The organism is Rhodanobacter sp. G1 (assembly GCF_055397855.1).
The window spans coordinates 2,922,200-2,948,597 of sequence record NZ_AP039674.1 but is presented as its reverse complement, the minus strand read 5'-3'; the positions used below and the strand labels follow the sequence as shown (position 1 = coordinate 2,948,597).

General features: G+C 65.0%; 3 protein-coding genes. All 3 read left to right on the top strand.

The window, feature by feature from the left end:
• Positions 1–438 precede the first annotated feature (438 nt).
• The 3 genes from ACZ5Z2_RS13140 to ACZ5Z2_RS13130 are packed head-to-tail and all read left to right on the top strand — an operon-like array spanning position 439 to position 26,395.
• Entirely contained in the window at positions 439–25,506 is a 25,068-nt protein-coding gene (locus ACZ5Z2_RS13140) for a LysM peptidoglycan-binding domain-containing protein (protein WP_464759041.1), read from the top strand.
• On the top strand, positions 25,506–26,045 hold the full coding sequence (locus ACZ5Z2_RS13135) for a hypothetical protein (protein ID WP_464759040.1): 540 nt from the start codon (positions 25,506–25,508) through the stop codon (positions 26,043–26,045). Before ACZ5Z2_RS13140 ends, ACZ5Z2_RS13135 begins: the two co-directional genes overlap by 1 nt.
• Positions 26,042–26,395, top strand: a complete 354-nt coding sequence (locus tag ACZ5Z2_RS13130; RefSeq protein WP_464759038.1) for a hypothetical protein — start codon at positions 26,042–26,044, stop codon at positions 26,393–26,395. The genes ACZ5Z2_RS13135 and ACZ5Z2_RS13130 overlap by 4 nt, the downstream gene beginning before the upstream one ends.
• Positions 26,396–26,398 lie beyond the last annotated feature (3 nt).

Sequence of the window (26,398 nt, the reverse complement as noted above, 5' to 3'; positions counted from 1 at the left end):
CTCTTGGCAAGTTCTAAGGTCGCCAACGCTACAGGCCGCCTATGCTGGTGCCTTGGAGCGAGCGCCTGGATTGGGTGCGGATCTGGCCGGCGTCGCGGCGCGTTGACGGTAACTTTGACGGTAGCACGGATTGTTCTTCGGATATGAATGCCTACAAGTGTCGGTTTGTGGGCTGTTGTTCGAGTCCAACTTCGGCGCCAATTCAGAGGGTCTGCAGCGATGCAGGCCCTTTTTGTTGCCCAACGGTTGGGCTCGATCGCCCAGTCTTTCCTAGACATCCCAAGGCCCGGATGGACTACCCCTCGGGGGCGTTCACTGCACGCCCCTCCGGGCCAGATTGAAGCCCCCCCTAAACTCTCGCGAGCATTCCCCGATGAGTCCCCTTGATCGGGCAGCCGGAGTGGCGTGCCCGCCATAGGATCGGATGGGAGCAACGCGATGGTGGCAGTGATCAGCGGTAACGGCCTGGGCCTGGGCAACACGTCGCAGCGCACCGTGGGCGGACAGGGCGGGCCGGCTGTCCTGGGCCAGGGCGGCGCGGCCAACGACGTCAACATCGCCACCGGCAACCTGATCCTGCAAGGGGCGGACGAAGGGCTGCTGTTCGATGGCCTGTCCCTATCGGCGGTACGCACCTACAACAGCCTGGGCCAGTTGAACGGTTCGGATGGCTGGAGCTACGGGTTCAGCCGCCGCGTGGGCGGCCTGACCGGTACCCTCGACACCGCCGGCAGCACGGTGACCCGCACCGACGACGACGGCTCGGCGGTCACCTACGCCTACGACGCCAGCCAGGGCGCGTACGTCAGCCAGGGGCAAAGCGGTGCGCTGGACACGCTGCGCTGGGATGCCGCGACGTCGACCTGGACGTGGAGCGATGCCGCCGACCAGCGCCAGGAAACCTACACCGCCGCGGGTCAGCTCGCGACGCTGAGCGACCTGGCCACTGGCGCCAGCTACCGCTTCGACTACGACGATGGCCAGCTCAGCCAGATCGTGGCTGGCGACGGCGACACCCTGCTGTTCGGCTACGACACCCAGCAGCGGCTGATCAGCCTGTCGATCCAGGAGGTGCCGCCCGGCCAGACGGCGGCGGTGACCCGGCAGACCGTCAGCTACGGCTACGACAGCCAGGGGCGCTTGAGTACGGTCACCACCGCGCTGGCCTCCGACACCGACAGCAGCACCGCGAGCTACGCCACCACCTACACCTACGACGGCACCAGCGACCGGGTGGCCTCGGTGACCCAGGGCGACGGCACGGTGGTGAGCTACACCTACACCGAGGACGCGGCCGGGGTGTACCAGGTCACCGGCATCACCACCGGCAGCGGCGCCGCCGCCCAGGCGCTCACGCTGAGCTACGGCACCGGCCGCACGACCGTCACGGACGGCCTGGGCAATGTCACGACGTACCAGTACGACGCCGCAGGTCACCTTACGGCGGTGGTGGCCCCGGCCGTGGGGGACGTGTCACCCACCACGACCTACACCTACGACAGCCAGGGCAATGTCCTGACGATGACCGACCCGGATGGGGCGGTCACCACCTACGCCTACGATGCCAACGGCAACCGCCTGAGCGTGACGGACGGTGTCGGGCACACGGTGGGTTACACCTACGACGCGCAGGATCAGGTCACCAGCCAGAGCGTCTACACGGTACCGGCCCAGGGCGTGCCCGGGGCCACCGGCTACGTGCAACCCAGCGGCGCGCAGACCGCCTACTACGTCTACACCGCCAACGGGCAATTGGCCTATGCCATCGACCCGCTGGGCAACGTCACCGAGTACGACTACACGGCCACGGCCGGCGGGCTGAGCGAGCTGGCCTCGGTGCGCCACTACCTGGGCGCGAGCTACCCCCTGGGCGGCCTCTCGCCGAGCGCGCTGCCGACCCTGGCGCAACTGCAGGCCTGGGCAGCCAGCAGCCCGGTGCAGGCCACCTTGGGCCAGACCACGCGCACGGACTACACCTACGACGTACGCGGCCAGTTGGCCACGCAGACCCAGTACGACACGGTCGACGCCGAGGGCAACGGCGTGCTGACGAACGGGACGGTGATCACCACCACGACCTATGACGCACGGGGGCGGTTGCTGCTGACGGGGACGGCGACGGGAGCGGATCGCGGCACGGTGCAGGCGACCCGTTACGCCTACGACGGGCGGGGGCGCGTGATCAGCCAGACCGATCCATTGGGCAACGTGACCAGCTACGTCTACACCGACAGTGCCGGCACGATCGCCATCACCCAGGCCAACGGGCTGACGACGACGCAGGCGTACAACAGCGCGGGGCAACTGGTCAGCAGCGTGCAGTCGGCGGCGGGCCAAACCAGTCGCACCACGACGCACCTTTACAACGCTGCTGGCGAACCGATCGTCACGATCGATCCGGCGGGCAACGCCACCTACACCTTCTACGACGCCGACGGGCGGGTTGCCGGCACGGTGGATGCGACCGGAGCGGTCGTCGCCTACACCTACGATGCCGACGGCCGGGTCATCGGCACCACGCAGTACGCCACGTCGGTCAATACGGCGAGCTGGATCAGCGGCGGTGCGCTCACCGCCAGCTTCCCCGCGAGCCTGCCGGTACCCGCCAATACGGCCAGCGACCGCACGACGACTACGGTCTATGACGCGGCGGGCGAAGCCGTCGCCACGATCGACCCGGAAGGCCATGTCACGACGACGACCTACGACGGCACCGGCCGTGTGACGTCGACCACGCAGTACGCCACGGCGCTGACGGCGGCGCAGCGCACGGCGTTGGGCAGCGCTCCGACCCTGGCCACGCTGCAGGCCGACCTGACGCCCAGCAGCAGCGATCGCACCACGCGCACTCTCCATGATGCCGATGGCCGCGTCGTCGCCGTCGTCGATCCCGACGGCTATGCCTCCGTCACGGCTTACGACGCCGCAGGAAACATCCTCACGACACGGAGATACACGATCCCGCTGTCTGTGCAGGAACTTGCGCAACTGGACACGTCCCCGGACATGGGGACACTGCAGTCGCTGCTTGGCCCTGCCGAACAGACCATCTACGACGCCAACGGCAACGCGGTCGCGACAATCGACGCGCAGGGGAACGTCACTGTCGCAACGTACGATGCGGCAGGCAACGCGACGTCAAGCGTGGTGTATGCCACGCCGCTGACCGTCGCACAGATTGCTGTCCTGGGCAGTTCGCCGACGCTGTCGGCGCTGCAAGCGGATCTGGTATCCAGCGCAAACGATCGCATAAAGCTGACGATCTACGACGCGAACGAACACGTCGTGGCCACGGTCGACGACTCGGGCGCGGTTGCGGCAACGCATTACGACGGCGCTGGCGATGCCACGGCGGTGACGCACTACGCGACGGCGCTGACGCACGATCAAGTCGTTTCACTGGGCAGTCAGCCGACGTTGGCGACATTGCAGGCCCTCCTGACACCTGGCACCGCCGACCAGGTGGCACTGACGGTCTACGACGCTGCCCATAGACCCGTGGCGACCATCGATCCGGCCGGAAACGTCACGGTTTCGATGTACGACGCATCGGGCAACCTGGTGGCCAGCACGGCATACGCCACGCCGTTGACCGCGGATCAACTGGCGGCATTGGGCGACGAACCGACCCTGTCTGCGGTGCAGGCCGATGTCAGCCCCGGCACGGCCGATCGTACGACGTTGACGGTATACGACGACGCCAGCCGTCCGGTGGCCACGATCGACCCCGCAGGCAGCGTCACGACGACGACCTACGATTCCGCAGGCAATCCGGTCAGCAGCACGACGTACGCCACGCCATTGACCTCTGCGCAATTGGCCACGCTGGGTTACCAGCCCACCTTGGGCGCCCTGCAGGCCGAGCTTGTATCCAGTGCGGCTGACCAAACGACGCGAACGATCTACGACGCCGACAATCAGGCCGTCGCCGTGATCGGCCCGGACGGACATGTCACGGTCAACACCTACGATGCGGCCGGCCATGTCGTTTCGAGCACGGTGGAATCGGCGACGTTGACGGCCACGCAATTGGCCGCATTGGGCGACACGCCGACCTTGGCCGCCGTGCAGGCCGAACTCGTCGCCAATGCCGGCGCACGAATCGCGCTGATCATCTATGACGCCAACGAGCGTCCGGTAGCCACGGTTGATGCGAGCGGCGAGGTCGTTACCACCATCTACGATGCCGCGGGCAACGCTATCTCGACCACCCGCTATGCCACGCCATTGACGGTGGCCCAGGTGGCCAGTTTGGCCGATGCACCATCCTTATCGGCATTGCAGGCCGATCTCACTCCCAATTCCGCCGACCAGACCAGCCTGACCATCTATGACGCCGACGAACGCGTGGTCGGCGCGGTTTCCGCTGACGGTATCGCCTCGACGACAACTTACGATGCCGCGGGTCATATCGTAGCGACGATCCAATATGCAACTGCGCTGACCCATGCGCAGGTTGCCTCGCTTGGAAGCGCGCCGACTCTGGCGTCGCTCACGGCTGTCGTCAGCCCCAGTGCCGGCGACCAGGCCACGGTAACCATCTATGACGCCGAAGGGCGGTTCGTGGGCACTGCAGGTACCAATGGCGGTGCCAGGGTCACTGCCTACGATGCTGCGGGCAACATCACCGCTCAAGCGAATTACGCGGCTGCATGGACGGCGGCGCAGGTCGAGGCGCTCGGCAATGCCCCGACGCTGGCTGCACTGGAGGCCAGCGTCGTACCCAGCCAGAACGATTCGGTGACGTTGACGGTCTATGACGCCGCGAACCGTCCGGTGGCCGTCATCAGGCCCGAGTATGGCTACGACCCGAATACGCATGCGTACGGCACGGTCGGAAGTGTCACGATCACCACTTACGACGCCAACGGCCTGACCGTTGCGACCCAGGAATACGTTCAGACGTTGACCATGCCGGAAGTGGAGGCGCTTGGCCTCGCGCCAACGCTGGGTCAAGTGCAGGCCATGCTGGCTCTTGCGGGTGGTTCGTCCCAACTGACGATCTATGACGATCAGAACCGGCCGATAGTCACGGTCAACGCCTCCGGTGCGGTGACAATGACCGTGTACGACAGTGCCGGTCGCGCTATTTCGACGCAGCAGTACGCCACTGCATTGACTGAAGAGCAGAGAGGTTCGCTGGAGCTTTCACCGACGCTGGCGACCCTGCAAGCCTTCCTCACGCCCAGCCAGAACGACCAGACATCACTGACGATCTACGACGGCCAGGGCAGGGTGCTTGGCAGCGTGGATTCCTATGGCAATGCCGCGATCAATACGTACGATGCGGCAGGGAGCCTTACTTCCACCACGAGCTACGCCACGCCTTTGACCGAAGCGCAAAGGTTGGCACTGGGAAGCGCCCCGACAGTGGACGCCCTGGAGGCTGCTCTGGGCTCCAGCAGCACGACGCGCACGCTGAAGATCTACGATGCCGGAGAGCGGATCGCCGGATCGGTGTCCTCGAACGGAGCCGTGACGCTTACGACGTATGACGCCGTCGGCAATGTCGCCATGACGGTGAATTGCGGCACCTCGCTCACGTCGGCGCAGATCGCTTCGCTTGGCACGGCGCCGACCTTGGCGGCTTTGCAGGCGATTGTCGGCCCCGCTTCCAGCGACTCGGTGAGCTTGACGCTCTACGACGCCGAGAATCGCCCAGTGGCTCTCGTAAGATCTACATACGGCTACAACCCCAGCACGCGCACGTACGGCAATATCGAGTATGTAACGCTCACGAGCTACGACTCGTCGGGCAACGTCATTGCGACTGTGAATCGCAGCGAGTTGTTCACGCCGCAGCAGATCGAGAACCTGGGTAGCAACCCGACGCTGCAGAACCTGCAGACCATGCTTGCGCTGGTGGATGCCAGCCAGGTACAGATGTCCCTCTATGACGCGAACAACCATGCGGTAGCGACCATAGACAACGGTGTCGTTACCACGAACGCCTACAATGCCAACGGCCAGGTAACCGCGAGCACGGTTTATGCCACTGCGCTGACCGCCACGCAGGTCATCGCGCTGGAGGCGGAGCCTTCCCTGGCAGCGCTGCAGTCGCTACTCAGTCCGAGTGCGAGCGATCAGACCCGCCTGACGATCTACGATGCAAACGGGCAAACCGTGGCCACGGTCGGCAACGGCGGCGTGGTGTCGACCATCAGCCGCGACGGTTTCGGCAATCCCACCGCGAGTACGCAATACGCGACGCCGCTGACGGCTGCACAGGTGGCGGCCTTGGGAACAGCGCCCACGCTGGCGATGCTCCAGGCCGACCTGACGACAGGCGCGTCTGACCAGACCAGCTTGGCGATCTACGACAGCAGCAATCGCGTCGTCGCGACGGTGAGCGGTGCCGGCGTGGTTGCGCTCACGGACTACGATGCGTCCGGTAATCCGACATCAGTCACGCAGTACGCCACAGCACTGACATCCAGCCAGATGGCGGCGCTCGGCACGTCGCCGACACTCGCCGCCTTGCAGGCCGACCTCACGCCCAGCGCGGCCGACCAGACCAGCTTGGCGATCTACGACGCCGACAATCACGTCGTTGCCACGGTCAGCGGCGCCGGTGGCGCCACGGTGACCACCTACGATGCCGCCGGCAACCCCATCGCGGTCACGCGGTACGCCACACCGTTGACGGCCGCCCAGTTGTCTTCGCTGGGCACATCGCCCACTCTGGCGGCACTGCAGGCCGACTTGGTGTCGAGCGCTACCGACCAGACCAGCCTGACGCTTTACGACGCCGACGAGCGCGTCGTGGCGACCGTGGGCTTGGATGGCACAGTCACCACCACTGCCTACAACGACGCCGGCCTGCCGAGCCTTACGCGGCAGTATCTGGCCAAGCTGTCGGCCCAGCAGGTGGCGGCCCTGGGTAGTGCGCCGACGCTTGGAGCCCTGCAGGCCGATCTCGATCCGCAGCAAGCCGACGCCACCACGGCGTTGCTCTACGACAGCGGCAATCGCGTCGTGGCCAGCGTGAGCAACGGCCTGGCGACGACGACGACCTACGATGCCGAAGGCAATGTTTCTCTGGTGTATTCGTTGTCGCTCGCATCGCTCGGCCTGGGGTCATCGGACATCCAGCAGATGGCAGGCAACCTGACTCTGTCTGGAGTGCAAGCGCTGCAGGCAATGGCGACCAATGCCAAGACGCCATTGGTCGTCTACGACACCGATAATCGTCCGGTAGCCATCGTTGCCAATGGCGTCGTCACGACGACGACCTACGATGCTTCCGGGAATGTTCTTGCGACCACGCAGTACGCGAATACGCTGAGCATCGACCAACGGGTGGCCCTGAGCGACGAGCCTACGCCAGCCATGTTGCAATCCATGCTGGTTGCAAGCACGGGAGACAAGACTAGCCTGAAGGTCTATGACGACCAGAACCGTCTAGTGGCCGTCGTTGCCGCGCCGCAGAGCATCTACGACCCGGTCAGTGGCACCGATGTCTACGGGTCGCAGGTAACCATCACCACCTATGACAGCGCCGGAGACGCCACGGCGACGACGCAATATGGCGGTTTGCTGACCCCGGCTCAGGTGGCGGCGCTGGGGACGGCACCGACTTTGGCCGACGTCCAGGCGGATCTCGATCCGGACGCGGGTTACCTCACCGCGCTGACCGTCTACGATGCGAACCATCGAGTGGTGGCCCAAGTGGGTACGGATGGCACGGTCGCCACCACCAGCTACGACGCCGCCGGCAATGTCGTGGCGCAAATCCAGTATGCGAACGGGTTGTCGACCACGCAGATGGACGCACTGGGCAACATGCCGACCTTGGCCGCCCTGCAGGCCGACCTCGTGCCCAGTAGCAGTGACCAAACGCGACTGACGATCTACGACAGCCAAGAGCGGGTCGTCGCCAGGCTTGTTCCGGTGGCGGTATCCGGTGGCGGCAACAGCACGACCGAGCAAGTCACGATCACGGCATATGACGCGGCCGGTCGCGTCACAGGGGTTACGCAGTACGGGACGCCATACGGCGGGTGGTTGTACACGGCGTCTTTGACGCCGGCGCAGATCGCCAATTTGGTGAATGACCCCACGCTGGAAACCCTCCAGTCGTATCTCCCGGCCAGTGCGGCAACGAGCGTTTCGCTGACGGTCTACGATGCCAACGGCAACGCCGTAGCGTGGGTCAATCAGGTACAAGTGTTTGACACCTATGGCTACTACGACCCTGAGGAACAGCTGACGACCGCAACGTACGACAGTTCGGGAAACCGTGTCGAACAACATGCATACGCCAACTATGTTTCGACCCCGGTCGTGGCGGCTCTCGGCACCTCGCCTACGTTGGAACAGTTGACGGCACTGTTCTCGATCCGTAGTCCCCAGGAAACCATTTACGACGCAAACAATCGCCCCGTTGCAACGATCAGTAATGGCCAGGTCACGACGACGGCTTATGATGCCTCCGGCCGGGTGCTGGCCACGACGGTTTATGGCAAGTCGCTCACAGAGGGGCAACAAGCTTTGCTTGGTTCGACTCCCACGTTGTCGGAGTTGATGGCCTACCTTACGCCCGGCCCGAATAACCGGACGAACCTCACGATCTACGACGCACAAGGCAACCCTGTTGCCGTCGTTTCGGCGACGTCGAGCTATGACTCCGTTGCGGGCGAGTGGGTCTACGGCGGTAAAGTCGTCCTTCAGAGCTTCGACAGCGCCGGCAACGTGACGGCCGTGACGCATTACGCCACGCCGTTGACGCCCGAACAGATGATGGCCCTGGGACAGGCGCCAACGTTGGCCGAGCTTGATGCAATGCTTACGCCGGCAGCCGGAGATCGCACCAGCCTCACGATTTACGGCGCCTACGGCCGAGTCGCCGGCGAAGTCGGCACGAATGGTGTGGTCACCCTGAACGTCTACGACGATTGGGGCGATCTCTTGGCAACGACGCAGTACGCCACGCCATTGACGGAAGCGCAGATCTCCGCGCTGGGCACTTCGCCAACGCTGGATGCCCTGCAGGCAGTCGTCGTACCCGGCCCGGCGGATATCACCAGCCTGTCCATCTACGATGAGAACGGCAATGTCGTTGGCAGCGTCAACACCAGCGGTCACGTCACCACCACGACGTACGACGATGCTGGCGATGTCCTGGCAACGGTAAATTACGCCACGGCCTTGACGGCGGCGCAGGTCGCGGCCCTGGGGCAGGCGCCGACACTGGCGGCGTTGCAGGCGGCAGTAACTCCGGGGCAGGGCGACAGCACCACCCTGACCATCTACGACTCCGAAGGGCGGGTGGTAGGCACGGTTGAAGCGAATGGCAGCGCTACGACCACGACCTACGATGCCAATGGCAACATCACGGCAGTGACCCAGTACGCCGCGCCACTGACGTGGCAGCAAGCCGAGGCCGTTGCGGCCTCGCCGACCCTGGCGACGCTGCAAGGCTTCCTCGGCCAGAGCGCCAGCAACCGCACCAGCCTGACGATCTACGACGCCGACGGCAATGCCGTGGCGACGGTAGCCGTGGACGGCACGGTCAACGTGCGGGCCTACGATGCCGACGGCAACCAGACGGCTGCGATCCGGTATGCCACGCGGCTCACGCCGGCGCAGATCATGGTGTTGGGCGATACGCCTGCATTGGCCGAGCTGCAGGCGATGGTAACCACGAGCGCGGCAGATCAAGCCACGCTCACCGTCTACGACGCGGATGGGCAGATGGTCGGAACGGTCGATTCCGCCGGCGACGTTTCCATCATGAGCTACGATGCGGCCGGCAGCATCGTCAAAACCGTGCAATACGCCACGCCGCTGAGCCCGATGCAGATCCAGGCGCTGGGCACGGCGCCGACCTTGGCCATGTTGCAAGCGGATCTCGGCATGGCGGGTGGCACCGGTACCAGCCAGACCCTCTATGACGACAGCGGACGGGCGGTTGCCGCCATCGACGCCAACGGGTTCGTCACCACGACCACCTACGACGATGCGGGCAACATTACCGCCGTCACGCACTACGCCACGCCTCTGCCTGCCCGGCGCGGTTACGTTTCCAGCCTGGGCCAGTTGCTTTCGGAAGTTCAGACGAGCTCGGCCGACCTCACGACGCGCGCCATTTACGATGGCCAGAACCGTCCCATCGCCGACATCGATGCGACCGGTCACGTCACGCTCACGACGTACGACGCCGCTGGCAACGTCGCTTCGGTCGTCCAGTGCGCAACGGTTCTGACGCCCATGCAGATGGCTGCACTGGGTGACGCGCCGACAATGGATGCGTTGGAGTCTGCGCTGACTCCGACCAATCGCACCATCTACGACGCGGCCAACCGACCGGTCGCGTCGATCGATGCCGATGGCGACGTCTCCTACAGCTTCTACGACGAGGCAGGCGAACTGTCGGCAACAGTGGATCCCACGGGGGCGGTGACCGTCTACAGCTACGATGCCGATGGCCGGGTGGTTCAGGTCACCCGCTACGCTACGCTGATCGATACCCGCGACTGGATGAGCGATGGCTCGCTCACTTCTAGTTTCCCCGGCGAGTTGACCTTGCCGCGCTCCAGCAACGCCGACCGCACGACGCAAACCATCTATGACTCGGTGGGCGAAGTCGTGGCCACCATCGACGCCGGCGGCAGCGTCGTCACGACCAGCTACGACGCCGAAGGCGACGCCGTATCGAGCACGGCCTATGCCGTCCGGCTGACGGCGACCCAGCGCAAGGTGCTGGGCGTGGCGCCAAGCCTGGCCGCACTGGAGACGGCGCTGACGGTCAACGCCGCCGACCGTGTCACGCAGGCCATCTACGATGCCGACGGGCGCTTGGTCGCCACCATCGACGCCAGCGGATACGTCAAGACGACGACTTACGATGGCGATGGCCACGTCGTGCGCTCCACGGCGTATGCCACCGTGCTGACGGCAGCGCAGCGAACCGCTTTGGGCGACACGCCGACGCTCGCCGACTTGCAGGCGGATCTGGTTGCGTCCAATAGCGACCAGACGACGCGCGACTACTACAACGGCCAGGGCCGGCTCGTCGCCCAAATCGACGCGGACGGCTATCTCACGGTGATGGCCTACAGCAATGCGGCCGACGCGGTCGTCACTACGCGCTATGCCGTGGCGCTGACCACGGATCAGTTATCGGCGCTGACGGGCAGGGAAGGCGCGGGTGCGCTGGTGCGCCTGTTGGGCACCAGTCCGTCCAGCGAAATCACCAGATCCTTCTACGACGCCTACGGCCAGCTCGTGCGCCAGGTGGCTGCCGACGGCACGACCACCGCCTATGCCTACGACGGCGACGGCAACCTCATCGGCACGACCACGAGGCCGGCGGCGGGACAGGGCGTCGTCCGCACCACGAGCGCGACCTACGATGCCTCCGGCCATGTGCTGACCAGCAGGGATGCCGCCGGCGCCATCACCACCTACACCTACGATGCGCAGGGCCGGCGCATCGAATCGACCGACGCGCTGGGCAACAGCACCTGGTACTACTACGACGGCGACGGACGCCTGCTCTATGCGATCCAGGGCGAAACCGGGGCGAATGGCGCCAGGAATGTCCTGGGCAATGTGACGGCCTATGCCTACGATGCCTTTGGCGAGGTGGTTTCGACCACGACCCACGCCACCCAACTGAACCTGGAATCGGCGGCAGGTAGCGTTGCCGCGCTCGATCCGGCCGGCGCCACGCTGGCGGATGTACAGGCCGCTGTCGCGCGATTGTCCACCTCGCTGGGCGATGCCGATGAAGTGACCACAGCCACCTATACCGCCGATGGCCAAGTGGCGCGCGTGACCGATGGCGATGGCTATGTCACCGCCAACAGCTACAACGCGTTCGGCGACCTGATCCAGGTGGAACGGCAGCTTAGCCAGCCGGGCCAGGCCCTGGACAGCGCCAACAGCACGACCACCCGCTACGGCTACGACGCGCGCGGCGAGCAGACCAGCGAAACCGATGGCTTGGGCAGCAGTGCGGCGCGCACCGCGCGCTCGGCCTATGACGCCTTCGGCCGTGTCGTCAGCGCGACCGACGGCAACGGCAATACGGCGACTTACAGCTACGACGGCCTGGGCCGGCGGATCGGCAGCAGCCAGGTGGTGCAGGGCACGACACGCACCAGCGGGACGAGCTACGATGCCTTCGGCCGCATCCTTTCCACCACGGATGCGCTGGGCAACGTCACCACCTACCAGTACGACCTGTCCACGCACACCGTGGCGGTCACGACGCCCGATGGCATCACCACCACCACGGTCGAGGATGCCTACGGCAATACCTTGAGCGTGACCGACGGCGCCGGCAACACGACGAGCTACAGCTACGACAAGGATGGACGCCTGCTCGGCACCACCGATGCATTGGGTAACGCCAGCGCCGATACGTACAACGCCGACGGCGAACTGATCCGTACCGTGGATGCCGATGGCACCCTGGTCGTATACACCTACGATGCGGGTGGCCGCGTATTGACGCGACGTGTCGACCCGTCCGGCCTCAACCGGGTCACCCGCTATGCCTACGACGGCGAAGGGCGCCTGGTCAGCACGACCGATCCGACCGGGATCGTCACCAGCTACACCTACGATGCCGACGGCAACCAACTCACGGTGTCCCAGGACGCAGGCAGCGGGGCGGGCAAGCTCAACCTCACCACGACCTATACCTACGACGGCAACGGCCATGTGCTGAGCGCGACCGCGGCGCAGGGCAGCGGCGTGCAGGCCACCACGCAGTACACCTACGACGCGCTGGGACGGCTCGTGCAGCAGGTCGTCGATCCCGCCGGCCTGGCCCTTGCCACGAGCTATGCCTACGACGCCGACGGCAACCTGGTGCAGTCCACCGATGCCGACGGCAACAGCACCTATACCGTCTACAACCAGGCCAACGAAGTGGTCTACACGATCACTCCGGCCGGCGCGGCGGGAGCGCAGCAGGGGGCGCTGACCCAGAACTGGTATGACGCCGACGGCCACCTGGTGGCTTCCCGCAGCTACGCGACGCTGGCGGATACCAGCAGCCTGTCGTCGCTTTCCGGCCAGCGCCCATCAGTCAACATGGCCGACGTCGCCGCCCTGGCGAAGAACGCCGGCGGCGCGGGAACGGCCACGAGCTATCGCGTGTACGACGCCGACGGTCGCCTGCAATACAGCATCGACCCGCTCGGCAACGTGACCGAGATGCGCTACGACGCGCTCGGCCAAGTTGCCGAGACCCTGGCCTACGCCACGCCGATCGCCGTAGCGTCCACGCTGGCCGGCGCCCTGTACAAGGGCACGGCGAAAGCCGCCGACCTCCAGCAGGCGCTGGCCACGGCCGGCGACAGCGATGCGACGGCACGGGTGAACTATGCCTACTACGACGCCGACGGACGCCAGGTCTATGGCATCGCCTTGAACCTCGTCGACGGCGCGCTGGGCGCCGTCGTCAGCCAGACCGAATACGATGCGGACGGGCGCGTCACCGCGGACATCGTCTATGGCGCGCCGTTGTCGCTCGCCGACGTGGGTGGCAGCGCCACCACGGCATCGGTCGCACAGGCGGTGGCGCAAGCCAATACCCCCGCAACCACACGCGCCACGCGATACATCTACGACGCGGCGGGGGAACAGGTCGCGCAAGTCGACCCGGATGGCAACGCCAGCTACACCTTCTACGACAGGGATGGCCGGGTCGCGGCGACGGTGGATCCGAGCGGCGCCGTGGTGCAGGACACGCGGGACGCATTCGGCCGGGTGATCCGGCAGACGGCCTATGCAAACGCCGTCGACACCACCGGCTGGCTGGACAACGGAACCGTCACGGCATCCTTGCCCCAGGCCATCCCTGGAACGGATCCGCTGAACGACCGGGTCACCTTGACCACGTACGACGCCTTGGGTCGCGTGGCAACGGTCACACGGTACTCACAGGCTGAAGAAAGCGAAGTCTACGAGCCGAGCACCGGCGGATGGGTCGATCGGGACAAGTACACCGGCGGCGACACGCTGACCTACACCTATGACGCGGCGTCGCGCGTTGTCCAGACCACCGACGTCGGCTTCTATACCTACGACATCCAGATATTCTATCCATCGATCGTCGCCGAGAACGCCTCTCCGGGCAACAACGCCACGCAAGGCGTGGTGTCGTCCACGCGCACGACGCGCTATTTCTACGACGCAGACGGCCATGCGATAGCCACGCTGGATGCGGACGGCTATCTGACGACCCGGTCGTACGATGCCGCGGGCCATGTCGTGCAGACCATGGCCTACGCCGATGCCACCGATACCGCCCAGCGCGGCTCGGGGTCGCTGGCGCAGCTCATGCCTTCGGCAAGTCCATCCGACCAGCAAACGCACGACTTCTACGACGCGCGAGGCAATCTGGTGGGCACACTGGATGCGAAAGGCTATTTCACGCAATACGCCTACGACCGCGACGATCGACTCCTGAGCACCACGCGCTACGCCACGGCCGTGGCAGCGGGCACGGCCACCAGTTTCGACGCCATCACCGCCGCCTTGGCCGGTACTGCGTCGGAGCAGACGAGCAACCATTACGACGCCTACGGCGACCTGAACAGCCAGCGCAATGCGGAAGGCACCGTCACGCAGTATGTCTACGACAACGCGGGCAGGGTGGTGCAGACAACGACAGCCGCCGGCACCGCCGACGCGCGTACGACCAGCGCAACCTACGACGCCTTCGGCAACCAGGCCAGCGCCACGGATGGCCTCGGCACCGTCACGACCAGCGCTTACGACCTTGCAGGCCTCAAGATTTCGACAACGGATGCCTTGGGCAACACCACCTGGTACGTCCACGACGCGAATGGCCGGCTGGTCTATACCATCCGAGGCGTAGCCGACGACACTGGCACGCCCAACGCCTTGGGCGAAGTCGCCGAAACGGATTACGACATCTTCGGGGACGTGATCGCGACGCGTACCTACGACGACCGTATTGCCGCGGGTGCCGGTTTCACGCCGACGCTGCAAACCGTGGCGAGCGCCATCTCGTCCGATCAAGCCAGCTTCACTTCTTTCTACTATGACCTGGAAGGCCAGGTTGACGAAAAAGTGGATGGTGACAACAACAGGACTGACTATACCAACGACGGCTTCGGCGACATCGCGCTCTCAATGGAGAGTGGCGGGTATAACTCCAAGGGGCTGATCACCTGGCGCACCTACGACGGGCTGGGGCATATGACCAGCGAGCTGGACGAAGCCGCGCTGATACGCTCATCGGGTGAAGCGGCGTATGCCGTTCAGTCGTCCTCCAACAACGCCAACGATCCGCTCCAGGTACTGCGAACGCAGGACTGGGCCTACGACGCCTTCGGCAACATGGTCAGCTACACCGATGGCGACGGTGCCACGACCACCTACGGCTACGACCAGCTCGATCGCCAGATCAACCAGAGCCTCACCGTGCAGGGGCAGTTGCGCGAGTCGTCAACGACCTATGACGCCTACGGCCGCGTGACCAGCACCACCGATGCCATGGGGCTGGTCACCACCTACGCCTACGACGATGCGAAACGAACGGTCACGACGACCGCGCCGGGCGGCGTGGTCACCGTCACCACGCACAATCGGGAAGGCCAGACCATCGCCGTCACCGATCCTGCGGGCAATGTCACTCGCTACCAGTACGACGCCGATGGGCGGGTGCTGCAGGTCACCCACCCGGACGGCAGCACTTCCACCGACCAGTACGACGCGGTCGGCAACCTGATCCAGGCCACGGATGCGGATGGCCATGTGGTCGCCTACACCTATGATGCCGCCGGCCGCGTGCTGACCCAGACCATCGATCCGGATGGATTGGCGCTGGTCACCACCTACGAATACGACGGCAGCGGCCTGAAGTTTTCGGTCACCGACCCGACGGGCGTCGTCACCACTTACGACTACGACGGCAACAACAACGTGATCGAAATGGTGCAGGACGTGAATGGCGAAGGCCTCACGACCGATTACCAGTACAACCAGAACAATGAGGTCACGTATAGCGACGTCCATGCGACCGGCGCCGGCTATGTGGGCGATTATGAAGAAAGCTCGTACGGATACGACGCCCTTGGCCGCCTGACGTACGAGAGCACGGACACCGGGCACGCGCGATCCACCGACTACACCTACGACGCCGACGGCAATGTGATCGCCAAGACCGACGGCAATGGCAACAGCACGTTCTATCGGTACGACGAGGCTGGCGAACCGATCTTCAGCATCGCGCCCACGGGCGCCGTGACGCAGACCTGGTACGACGCCGACGGCAGGATCACGGCCACGCGCCAGTACGCCAAGGAGGTCGCCCTGCCGGATGCGCTCTACTCCTACGACGGCGGGAATAGTTCCTACGACAACGGGAACAGCCTTTCGGCCGCGCAGTTGGAAGCCCTCATCGGCCAGGCTGCGGCACGCGCCAGATCCAGCGCGAATGATCCTGTTTCGTACCAGGTCTACAACGCCAACGGCCAGTTGCAGTACAGCATCGACCCCACCGGGGCCGTGACCGAGACCCGCCACAACGCGGCCGGCCAGGTCGAGGAGACGCTGGCCTACGCCCATGTCATCCAGACGGCGGCATTGGCGACGTCGCTGCTGGCCGGCACCGCCGGCATCAGCGACATCCAGTCGGCCCTGGCCACGGCCAACGACACCGACACGAACGCGCGGCGCACCTTCACCTACTACGACGACAGGGGCAGGGTGCAATACACCATCGCCTCCGCTTCCGCCGACGGCACGAACGGCGGAGCTGTCAGCGAAACCCGGTACGACGCCGACGGCAACGTGCTGGCGCGGATCCAGTACGGCAGTCTGATCCCGTGGGGACGCGTCGGCGGCAGCGCCACGACCAAATCGATCGGCAATTACCTGGCTACCCTGACGGCCAGCCGAGCCACCCACTACGCCTACGATGCCGCCGGCCGGCCGGTCTATGCGGTCGATGCGAGCGGCAACGTCACGCAGAACCAGTACGACGACGACGGTCGCGTCACCTGGACGCTGCAGTACGCGAATGCAATCGCCGCACCTGCCACCTGGAGCGCGGCGGACATTGCCGCCGCCGTGCAGACCGCCAATCCCGATACCTCGATGATGCGCGGCACCGGCTATGTCTACGACGGAGTCGGCAACGTCCTCCAGACACTGGATACGTCGAGCACCAAGCCAAACGCCACGTATACCTACGATGCGCGCGGGCTCAGAACCTCCTACACCAACCGCGATGGCCAGACATGGACGTACGAATACGACGACCAAGGCAATCTGCTTGAGCAGTTTGGCCCCAAGGTCACGGTGGCCTACTACAACAGCGACGGGAGCTACGGCGGAAACGTCCAGCAGAGCATAGAGACCAGCTACGAGTACGACGGCAATGGCAACGTCGTCACCGAATACGATGGCGAGGGCGGCAACAGCGCGCCCCGCATCACCTACTACGCCTACGACGCCGCGAACCATCTGACCCAGACGACCCGGCCTGATCCAGGCGCCGTCACCGCCACCGGGGCGCTGACCCTTACCGGCGCCAGCCTCGTCACCAGCACCATCTACAACGCGCTCGGCCAGGCCGTGGTCAGCACGGACGCCAACGGCAACAGCAGCTACCAGGCCTACGACCTGGACGGTCGCCTGGCCTATAGCGTCGATGCCGACGGTTACGTCACCGGGTACCGGTACGACGCCTACGGCGACCAGACCGCCGTGACGCGCTACGCCAACGCCATCGATACTTCCACGCTGGCGAACTGGTCGCTCGGGCAGCCGCTCACGCTGCAGCAGGTGCGCGCCATGGTCGCGTCGGCCGCGTCGAGCAGCGACCGCACCATCGCCACCACCTACGACGCGCAGGGCCACAAGCTCAGCGTCACCCAGCCCGCCATCACCTACACCAACAGCGACGGCAGCACGGCCACCGGCTCGCCGGTCACGCGCTTCACCTACGACGCCTACGGCGAGGTCACCAGCCAATCGGTGCTGGTGCAGGGCACGCCCGGCCAGGCCAGTGCGGTGTGGGCCACCACGTACAACTACTACGACGCGCTCGGCCACCGGGTGATGACGGTCGATCCGATGGGCTACGTGACGACCACCGCGTACGACGCCTTCGGCGAGGTCACCGGCACCACGGAATGGGCCACGCCGATCGACACCAGCGGCCTCGTCGCGGGCGGTACGCCACCGGAGAAGCCGCTGGCCGGCAACGCCGCCACCACCGGGCTGGATCGCGTCACCGACTACACCTACGACAACGCAGGCAACAAGACCAGCGAATCGGTGCTGCGTTCCTACGTCGACGCGCAGGGGCAGGCGGTGGTCGGCTACGTCACCACCACCTACGGCTATGACGGCGAGAACCGCCTCACCACGGTCACCGAGAACGGCAACACCATCACCACCACCTACGATGCGCTAGGCCGCGTCGCCAGCGTCACCGGCCCGCAGATGCAGGTGCTGGTCAGCAACTGGCAGGCGTTGCTGGCCGCCGACCCGACGCTCGACCTCTCCAGCCCATCGCTCTACACCACCGCTGCCCAGGTGATGGGCTACACCTACGACGCCCTCGGCAACCGCGTGATACAGACCGAGAGTTCCGCGGCATCGTCCCAAACCGTTTTCACCTATAGCAGGTACGACAACGACGGGCGCCTGGTGGCCCAGGTGCCCCTGCCTGCCGGCACCGGCCTCGAATGGTCGTCCGACCAGACAAGGTTCATGGCCTACGACGCCAACGGCAACCTGGTCAGCCAGTGGCACGCCCTGACCGGCGACGATGGCTCCACCACCACGGTGACGACCGACAACGTCTACGACGCCGACAACCAGCTCGTCCTCGCCACCACCGCGCGCTCGGGCGCTTTCAGTCCCGACAAGGTCGTCTCCACCACCTACGACGCCTTCGGCGAAGTCACCGCCACCGGCGACGGCGTGGCCACCACCGTGGCGACCACCTACGACAACGCCGGCAACAAGCTCACCACCAACGACGCCAGCAGCGGCGAAGTGCACACCTACGGCTACAACCTCGCCGGACAACTGGTGAGCGACACCGTGCCCCTGTCCACCTCGGTGGGAGGCACCGCGACAACCTTGCATACCCTGGATCTGGACGGCCGAACCGTCGCCGAGCAGGTACCCGCCACCGACGCCGCCGCCGGCGAGAATGCCGGCGTCCTGCACGCCAGCTACGACCGCTGGGGCAACGTGCTCAGCTCCACCGACGCCGCTGGCAACACCACCAGCTATACCTACAACGAGCGCAACCAGGTCGTGACCACGACCGAAGCCGCCGTCGCGGTGGTCGGCACCGACGGCACCAGCACCGTGGAAACGCCGGTCAAGACCGCGTCCTACGACGCGGACGGCAACCTCGTAACCAGCACCGACGAGAACCGTGTCGCCACGAAGACGGTGTACAACGCGCTGGGCCAGGTGGTGGAAACCGTGGACGGCACCGGCGCGATCAGCCGCACCGCCTACGATGGCCTGGGCAACGCAGTGGCCGCCGAGAACGGCAACGGCAACGTCACCTTCAAGAACGTCGACGTGCTGGGCCGGGTGGTGCAGCAGGGCGAATTCATGCTCTCCGGCACCGGCACGTCGCGCACGGCGGTGTGGCAGCAGGCCTACGTGCTCGACCAGGACGGCAACCACCTGGTCAGCTACGACGGCATCGGCAGCGCCTACCTGCAGAACGGCGACACCACGGATGCCGCGCTGCACGCCAACTACTATGGCTATGACAGCCAGGGTCGCGTGCTGTGGAGCCAGGACGCGGCCCAGCGCGCGGCCAGCACGGCCGAGGCGCACGGCGCGGCGGGCCCCGGCAACTGGACGCAGACGCCGTTCAACCCCGATTTCTCGCAAGGCAACACCGGTTGGACGCTCGGCGCAGGCTGGAGCACGGGCAGCTTCGGCACGGGTCCGTACGGGCCGTGGGGGGCGCGCTTCACCGGCTACACCGCCAATGGCTCCGGCAGCATGTACAACCAGGATCGCGTGCCCGTGATCCCCGGCCAGACCATCACCGCCAGCGCCGGGTTCGTGGTGAACGGCGAACATGGCGGCGGCGCCGTCGAGATCACCTGGTACGACGCCAACGGCAACTCGCTGGGCGGGCCGTTCAACCACAGCATCGTGTCGGCCCACAAGGGGCCGGGCATCTCCGTACTCACCGCCACGGCACCCGCAGGCGCCGCCTGGGCGGTGATCTCGATCAACGCGAACAACTACAACATCACCAATTCCGCCATCTACTGCTCCGGCGTGTCGTGGGACTACGTGCCGCCGGCGGGCGCCACCAGCACGGGCGCGGACGGCTCCACCGTGGTCTACCTGCCCAGCGGCAACTTCACCCTGCAGCCGACCAACCCGGACTTCGAGAACGGCGACACCGGCTGGACGAAGGGGACAGGCTGGTCCATCGTCCGGGGCGGCTACAACGGCAGCGGCTGGTCAGCGCAGCTCAACGAGACCGGCGGCACGCCGGCCACGCTGACCAACAGCAACCGCGTGCCGGTGATCCCGGGCCAGACGATCTCGGCCAGCGCGATGGTGCAGCAGGGCGCATCGGACGTAGCGGATACCGGCGCGGCCGTGCAGATCCTGTGGTACGACGCCAACGGCAACCTGATCAAGACCTCCACCGGCAACTACGTGATCGATGGCCGGCATGGTGCATGGCACCCTTCCAGCGTCACCGCCACCGCGCCGGCCGGTGCGGCCTACGCCACGGTGGCCGTCAACGGCTGGTGCAACAGCCCCGATCCACTGTGGGTGGATGCGGTGCAGTGGAACTACCAGTACATCCCGCAGACGCCCACGGGCGTGGTGCAGGACAGCTACGTCTACGACCGCGATGGCCGCCTGGTGAGCGAAACCACCGCCGACGGCGACACCGAAACCTGGAACTACAACCAGTACGGCCAGGTGGTGACGCACACCGACCTGAGCGGTGCGGCGTACAACTACACCTACGACCAGGCCACCGGCCAACTGACCAGCGAGAGCGATGACTGGTCGCCGACCGCGCAAGGCCAGGTGACGCCTGACTACGTCACGGCGCCGATCGCCACCGCCAACGGCTACACGGACACCTACTACGCCGACGGCCAGTTGGCCACGCAGACCTACACCGACGGCTCCGCCTACAGCTACCAGTACGACGCCAACGGCAATGTGACGCGTGAGGAATCGAGCACGGTAGACGGCGGCAACCAGGCGGTGCACACCGTCACCGTCACCAGCTACGACAGCCACAACCGCATCAGCCACGTGGTGACCACCGACGTGCCGACCGGCACGGTGACGCTGGACGAAAGCTTCGCCTACGACGCGGCGGGCAACCGCCGCGAAGTGAAGGCCACGTCGAACGGCACCACGCAGGATGCGTGGTACACCTACGACGGCGACAACCGCGTGGCGGTGTCCAACGGCTCGCTGGTCAACGGCCAGATCGTGGCGACGGACGCGGCGGAGTCCTACGCGCTGTCCTACGATGCGGACGGCAACGTGGTGAACCGCACCACGGTGAACGCGGCGGGCGACACGCTGGTGCAGCACAGTGCGTACGACCAGCGCGACGAGCTGATCCGCGCGGACTACGCGGTGGATCTGACCACCGGCGGCACCTCGACCGGCGTGGAGGAAACGCGCACCTACGACGCGGACGGCCACGTGCTGGTGACCAACCAGTACTACGCGCTGGGCACCACACTGGGCGGGGTGCCGCTGCACAAGGTGAACCCGGACGACCCGGACGACCCGGATGGCCCGGACGAGGGCGGCGTGGACGTGGGCGGCGAGTTGTCGTCGGCCACGGTGAACTACTACGACGCGGTAGGCCGGTTGTCGGAGTCGCAGAACTTCGGCAACCCGAGCAACTGGGCCGGCAATGCCGGCACGGCGCCAAGCAGCCCCGGCGGCCCCAACGCCACCACCTACGGCAGCCTGACGCTGCAGAACGAAGTGGTGTACCAGGGCCCGAACGGCAGCGCCGGCTACGACGCCGACGGCGACGTGGTGGCCTACCAGTACCGCGAAGCGGGCGGCCGGGTGGATCAGTACCAGGAGACGTACCTGAAGAAGGACGGCTACCTGCAAGCCACCACCAGCGGGCAGAACGTCTCCAACACGCCCAACGTGCGTCCGTCGACGGACGAGAGCGTGTACGACACGCGGGGCAACCTGGTGGCGGAGGCGCAGCACACGCAGTACGCGGGCGGCAGCCTGGCGGACACGGTGCGGGTGTTCGCGTACGACGGCAATGGCGAGATCATCGAGCGGCGCGACGGCACGGCGGACGGCACAAGCATCGACCCGGGCAGCAACCCCGGGCTGGAGACGCAGCACTACGTGTACGTCGACGGCCAGCAACTGGCGCACTACGACAACGCCGGCACGCTGGACGTGCTGGATCAGGTGACGGCGTTCAGCAGCAACAACGACAGCCCGGACAGCTACGTGGTGCAGGCGGGGGACACGCTGGAAAGCATCGCGCAGGCGGAATACGGCGACGTGAGCCTGTGGTACGTGATCGCGCAGGCCAACGCGCTGAACGGTGACGCCGACCTGTCGCTCGGCCAGCGGCTGACCATCCCCACGGTGACCACGCACAGCAACACGGCGACGACGTTCAAGCCGTACGACCCGAGCAGCATCGTGGGCAGTACCACGCCGAACCTGCCGACGATTGCGCCGCCGCCTCCGCCGCCGAGCGGGCACTCGTGCAATGCGCTGGCGGAGATCGTGATCATTGCGGTCGTTGTCGTGGCGACCGTGTTCACGGCGGGTGCCGCAGCGGTGGCGTTCGGCGCAGCCTCCGGTTCGCTATGGGCGGCAGGCACAGCGGCGCTGGCGGGCAGTCTGGGTGCTGAAGGCGTGGCCGCCGCCGCCATCGGCGGTTTCGTGGGCAATGCCGCCGGCCAGCTTGCCGGCGATGCCGAGGGTGTCAGCCATGGCTTCTCGCTGACGGGCGCTCTGGAAGGCGGATTGACGGCGGGCCTGACGGCAGGTATCGGTTACGGCCTGTCGGAAACCAGCACCTTTGGTGAAGCCGTGCCGAAGATCGCCGGGGATGCCGCCAGCACCGGCCGGGCATTGAACGCCTTCGGCCAGTACGCCTTGGGCGCCGGTTCCTACGTGGCCGGCGTGGGGAGTGCGGAAGCGACGCAACAAGCGGAGCACTTTAGCTGGAGTGGCGTGGTGGCCAATGCGCTGGCGCAGGGCATCACCGCGCAAACCGGCTTGCCGAGCGATGCCGATGCGTCGCACGGCGTGACGGCGGAAACGGTGGGCGCGGACGTGGCCGGCGGCCTGCTGTCTAGCGGCATCGACCGCGAAGCCAGCCTTGCGCTGGGCGACAACCACGTGTCGAGCTGGGAGCAAATCGGCGAAAGCGTGGCGGGCCATGCACTGGGCAATGCAGTGGGGCAACCAGTCAGCCAGGCGATTCTGAACTATCAGCAGCAACAGGCGCAGTCGGCCAATCAGGATGCTGCTGCGTTCAACCAAACCGTCAGCCAATACGCGAAGCAGATGCGGCAGCAGTTCGGGACGGCTGGCGCGAACTTTGGTTTCCAGGGCGATGACTATGGGCTCCTGGGTAGCGGCGCTCCCGTGCAAAGCGGGAGCGCCGGGTACGGCATGATGCTGCCGAATACCGGAGTGCAGGTGGCGGCTACGAGCAATGCAACGGGAACGCTCGCCACGTATCCGACGTATTCGACAGCCGAACTGAGGGCCGATCCGGCGAAGTACACGCAAGAGCTGACCGATAGCACCAACTACTACAACGGTGTGCCTGAAGTCGGTAATTACTTCACGGCACCGCCTACCGATGTCGACGGACTGGCCAAGTGGAACGTGGACGTGGGTCAGTGGGCCCATTCCTTCACGCCGGTGGTTACCGTTACAGCCACAGCCTCCGCGTTGAGTGCCGATGCCGCTTCCGTGGCCAATGATCAGCAGGCCAGTGACGAGGTTGGCGATCAGCTCCGCAACACGGGCGACGTCGGCTTCTTCAGCTTTGGCGATATGGCTGCGGATACCCTCCACCTGCTCACGGTCGGCGGCAATGGTGTCAAGAGCGCGGCATATACCGCATACGACGTGCTGACGGATCGCGCGTCGGCCGAGCAGGTGGCGTCGGGTCTTGTTGCTTTGGCTAATAGCCGACCCATCGACACCTACGAAAATGCGGTCAACGCCATGTCGAACTGGATGGCCCGTCCTCTCGACGAGCAGGCGCGTAGCCTAGGCGAAGCCGGTGCGTCGTTCCTCGCCATGGGGGGCGCCGGGGAAGGGGCCGGCAAGCTTATCGGCTACGCTGGCGATCTTGCGGGCTCCTATCGCTCGCTTGTGAACGCGGCGTCCTTCGATGGATCGTTCCTGGAAGCCCCGCAAGGGGAGGTGAGGGTTCTTGCCGATGATTTGAGTGCGACGGGCGGTGCCACTGGCAACACGGGAGCGTTGGGCAATCCGGTGGAAACCGTCGGGCTGACGACGGGCGATACGTCGATAGCGAGTCAGCCCACGGTCGTCGATGAGGCACTCGATGACTCGATCAATCCCCGCCCTGCGGTCGCCGTGCCTGATGGGGTTCCGCTGGATCAGGATACGTTCGACTCGATCCGTGCGATGGAGCCCGGTACGCGGCCAGATCCGGTCACGTATCTGCCGGACACCTACATCCAGCAGGAACTGTCGCAATACGATGCGGGCGCGTCCCGCTTCATGTCTGAAACCAATCTGGCGAAGTACGGCCCTGGGCAAATAGATGGCACGTCGTTCATCATGCCGCGAAGTGCGGCAGACGACGTACTGGCATCGGCGGGCGGCGAGCCGCGTGCCTTGGAGAAGGCGCTCGGGTTGCCGAACAACACGCTCGAAGGGAATTCGTTGATGCGTGTAAACTTCGACAATCCGCGTGAGCTGGGCCTGCGGTTGCCTTCGGGCAACGAGGCAGGAGCCAACTCGCAGTGGATGCCGGGTGGCAGGTTGCCGTCCGGGGCATCCGAGGCCGTGATTGATGTGGGAGGGATTGGGCCAGAGGGGTATACGGCTGAGAGTGTTCCTCTGAACATGGCAGATTCTGTAGACGCTCTTGTTCCAGACAGCGTTCCGACTGGAGCGTTTAATCCCACCTCTTCCATTAGTACCGGTAAAGGGTTTGGCATACTTACTGATAGTCAAGTAACGGTGACGCAAAAAGGACTAGACCTCGTATCCAACCATCTGTCGCAATTCGGTGATTTTCCTCCAAATCAAATGATGCTTGATCGTTTGCAAGTTGCGATGGATGCAGGAACCCCCGTTACAGGTGCTGATGCGGTGTTTTATACCCATGAGGCATCAGAAGCTACGATGATGGCCCGGGGGATGACGTACGATGAAGCCCATGCCGCGGCTCTGGAGAAATATGGCGTATCGCCCTTCAGCGTCTACCATCCGGATGTGGTTCAAGCCAATCCAGGATGGCTGAATCAAAATTGGCGTAACTTTTGGGGTCTTCAGTAATGATTGAATTTGAACTCGCTAAGCATGGTAGGGCACGCGTTTGGATCGACGAGCTTCCGTCAGTTGAGCCACTTTCGAGTGACTCTTCCTGGCGTCAAGAGGGCTTTGCGAGTGCCAAGAGGAAAACTTTCCATAAGCATGTTGTGGTTGAGTTCTTTCAGCCATTTGGAGCGACATTTCATTACGGTCTATTAGGTGCTGAGTTTCACGCAAATGCGAGCGATGAGCTTGTCGTGGCTGTATCAATTGGTGCGTTAAGTCCGAGGATTCCATACATCGATTCTTTGGCTGCAAAGATCGATGAGGTGGAAGTTGGATCGACACCTGAATACGCAGAAGCTGTCCTGGCAAGCTTGCGTCATCAGCCTGCGGAGCTTTTGCCGGGCGGGCAATTGAAATTTACGTTTATGGCGCATAGTGCTGTGGGGTCGGCACGAATTGTATTCGAAAAGCTAACGTCGGCCGTTATCCGCTTGCTGGTAAGGGGCGAGCCTCTTCAAGGAGAGGATGAGATGGCGGAGATACTCAAAGAAACTTGATCGAACAAATCCGTGCATGGCACATAGGCGTGAGTTTGTGTTCCAAACGAAGCGGTCTATTCAATAAAAAGAAGTCGGAGGATGATGTGAGATTCAGGGATATCCATGTGGCGAAGGCTGACCGGTTCTCAGTCGGCGAAGACATGCAGACTGGCGGCTGTTTCTTGTCCATCCCGGTTGCCAACCGCATGGCGGATTACGAGGAGTACTACCGTATCCCCAAAGTGCTCGTGGATGGATTCCCCGGCACTCTGGAAACCTTGCGTACCATCGCCGACAAGTCGCGGCGCCGCGAAAATGATGAGAACCTGATCGTGCCACCGGGTACGGATCGCGGCGTAGCTTCCTGAGTC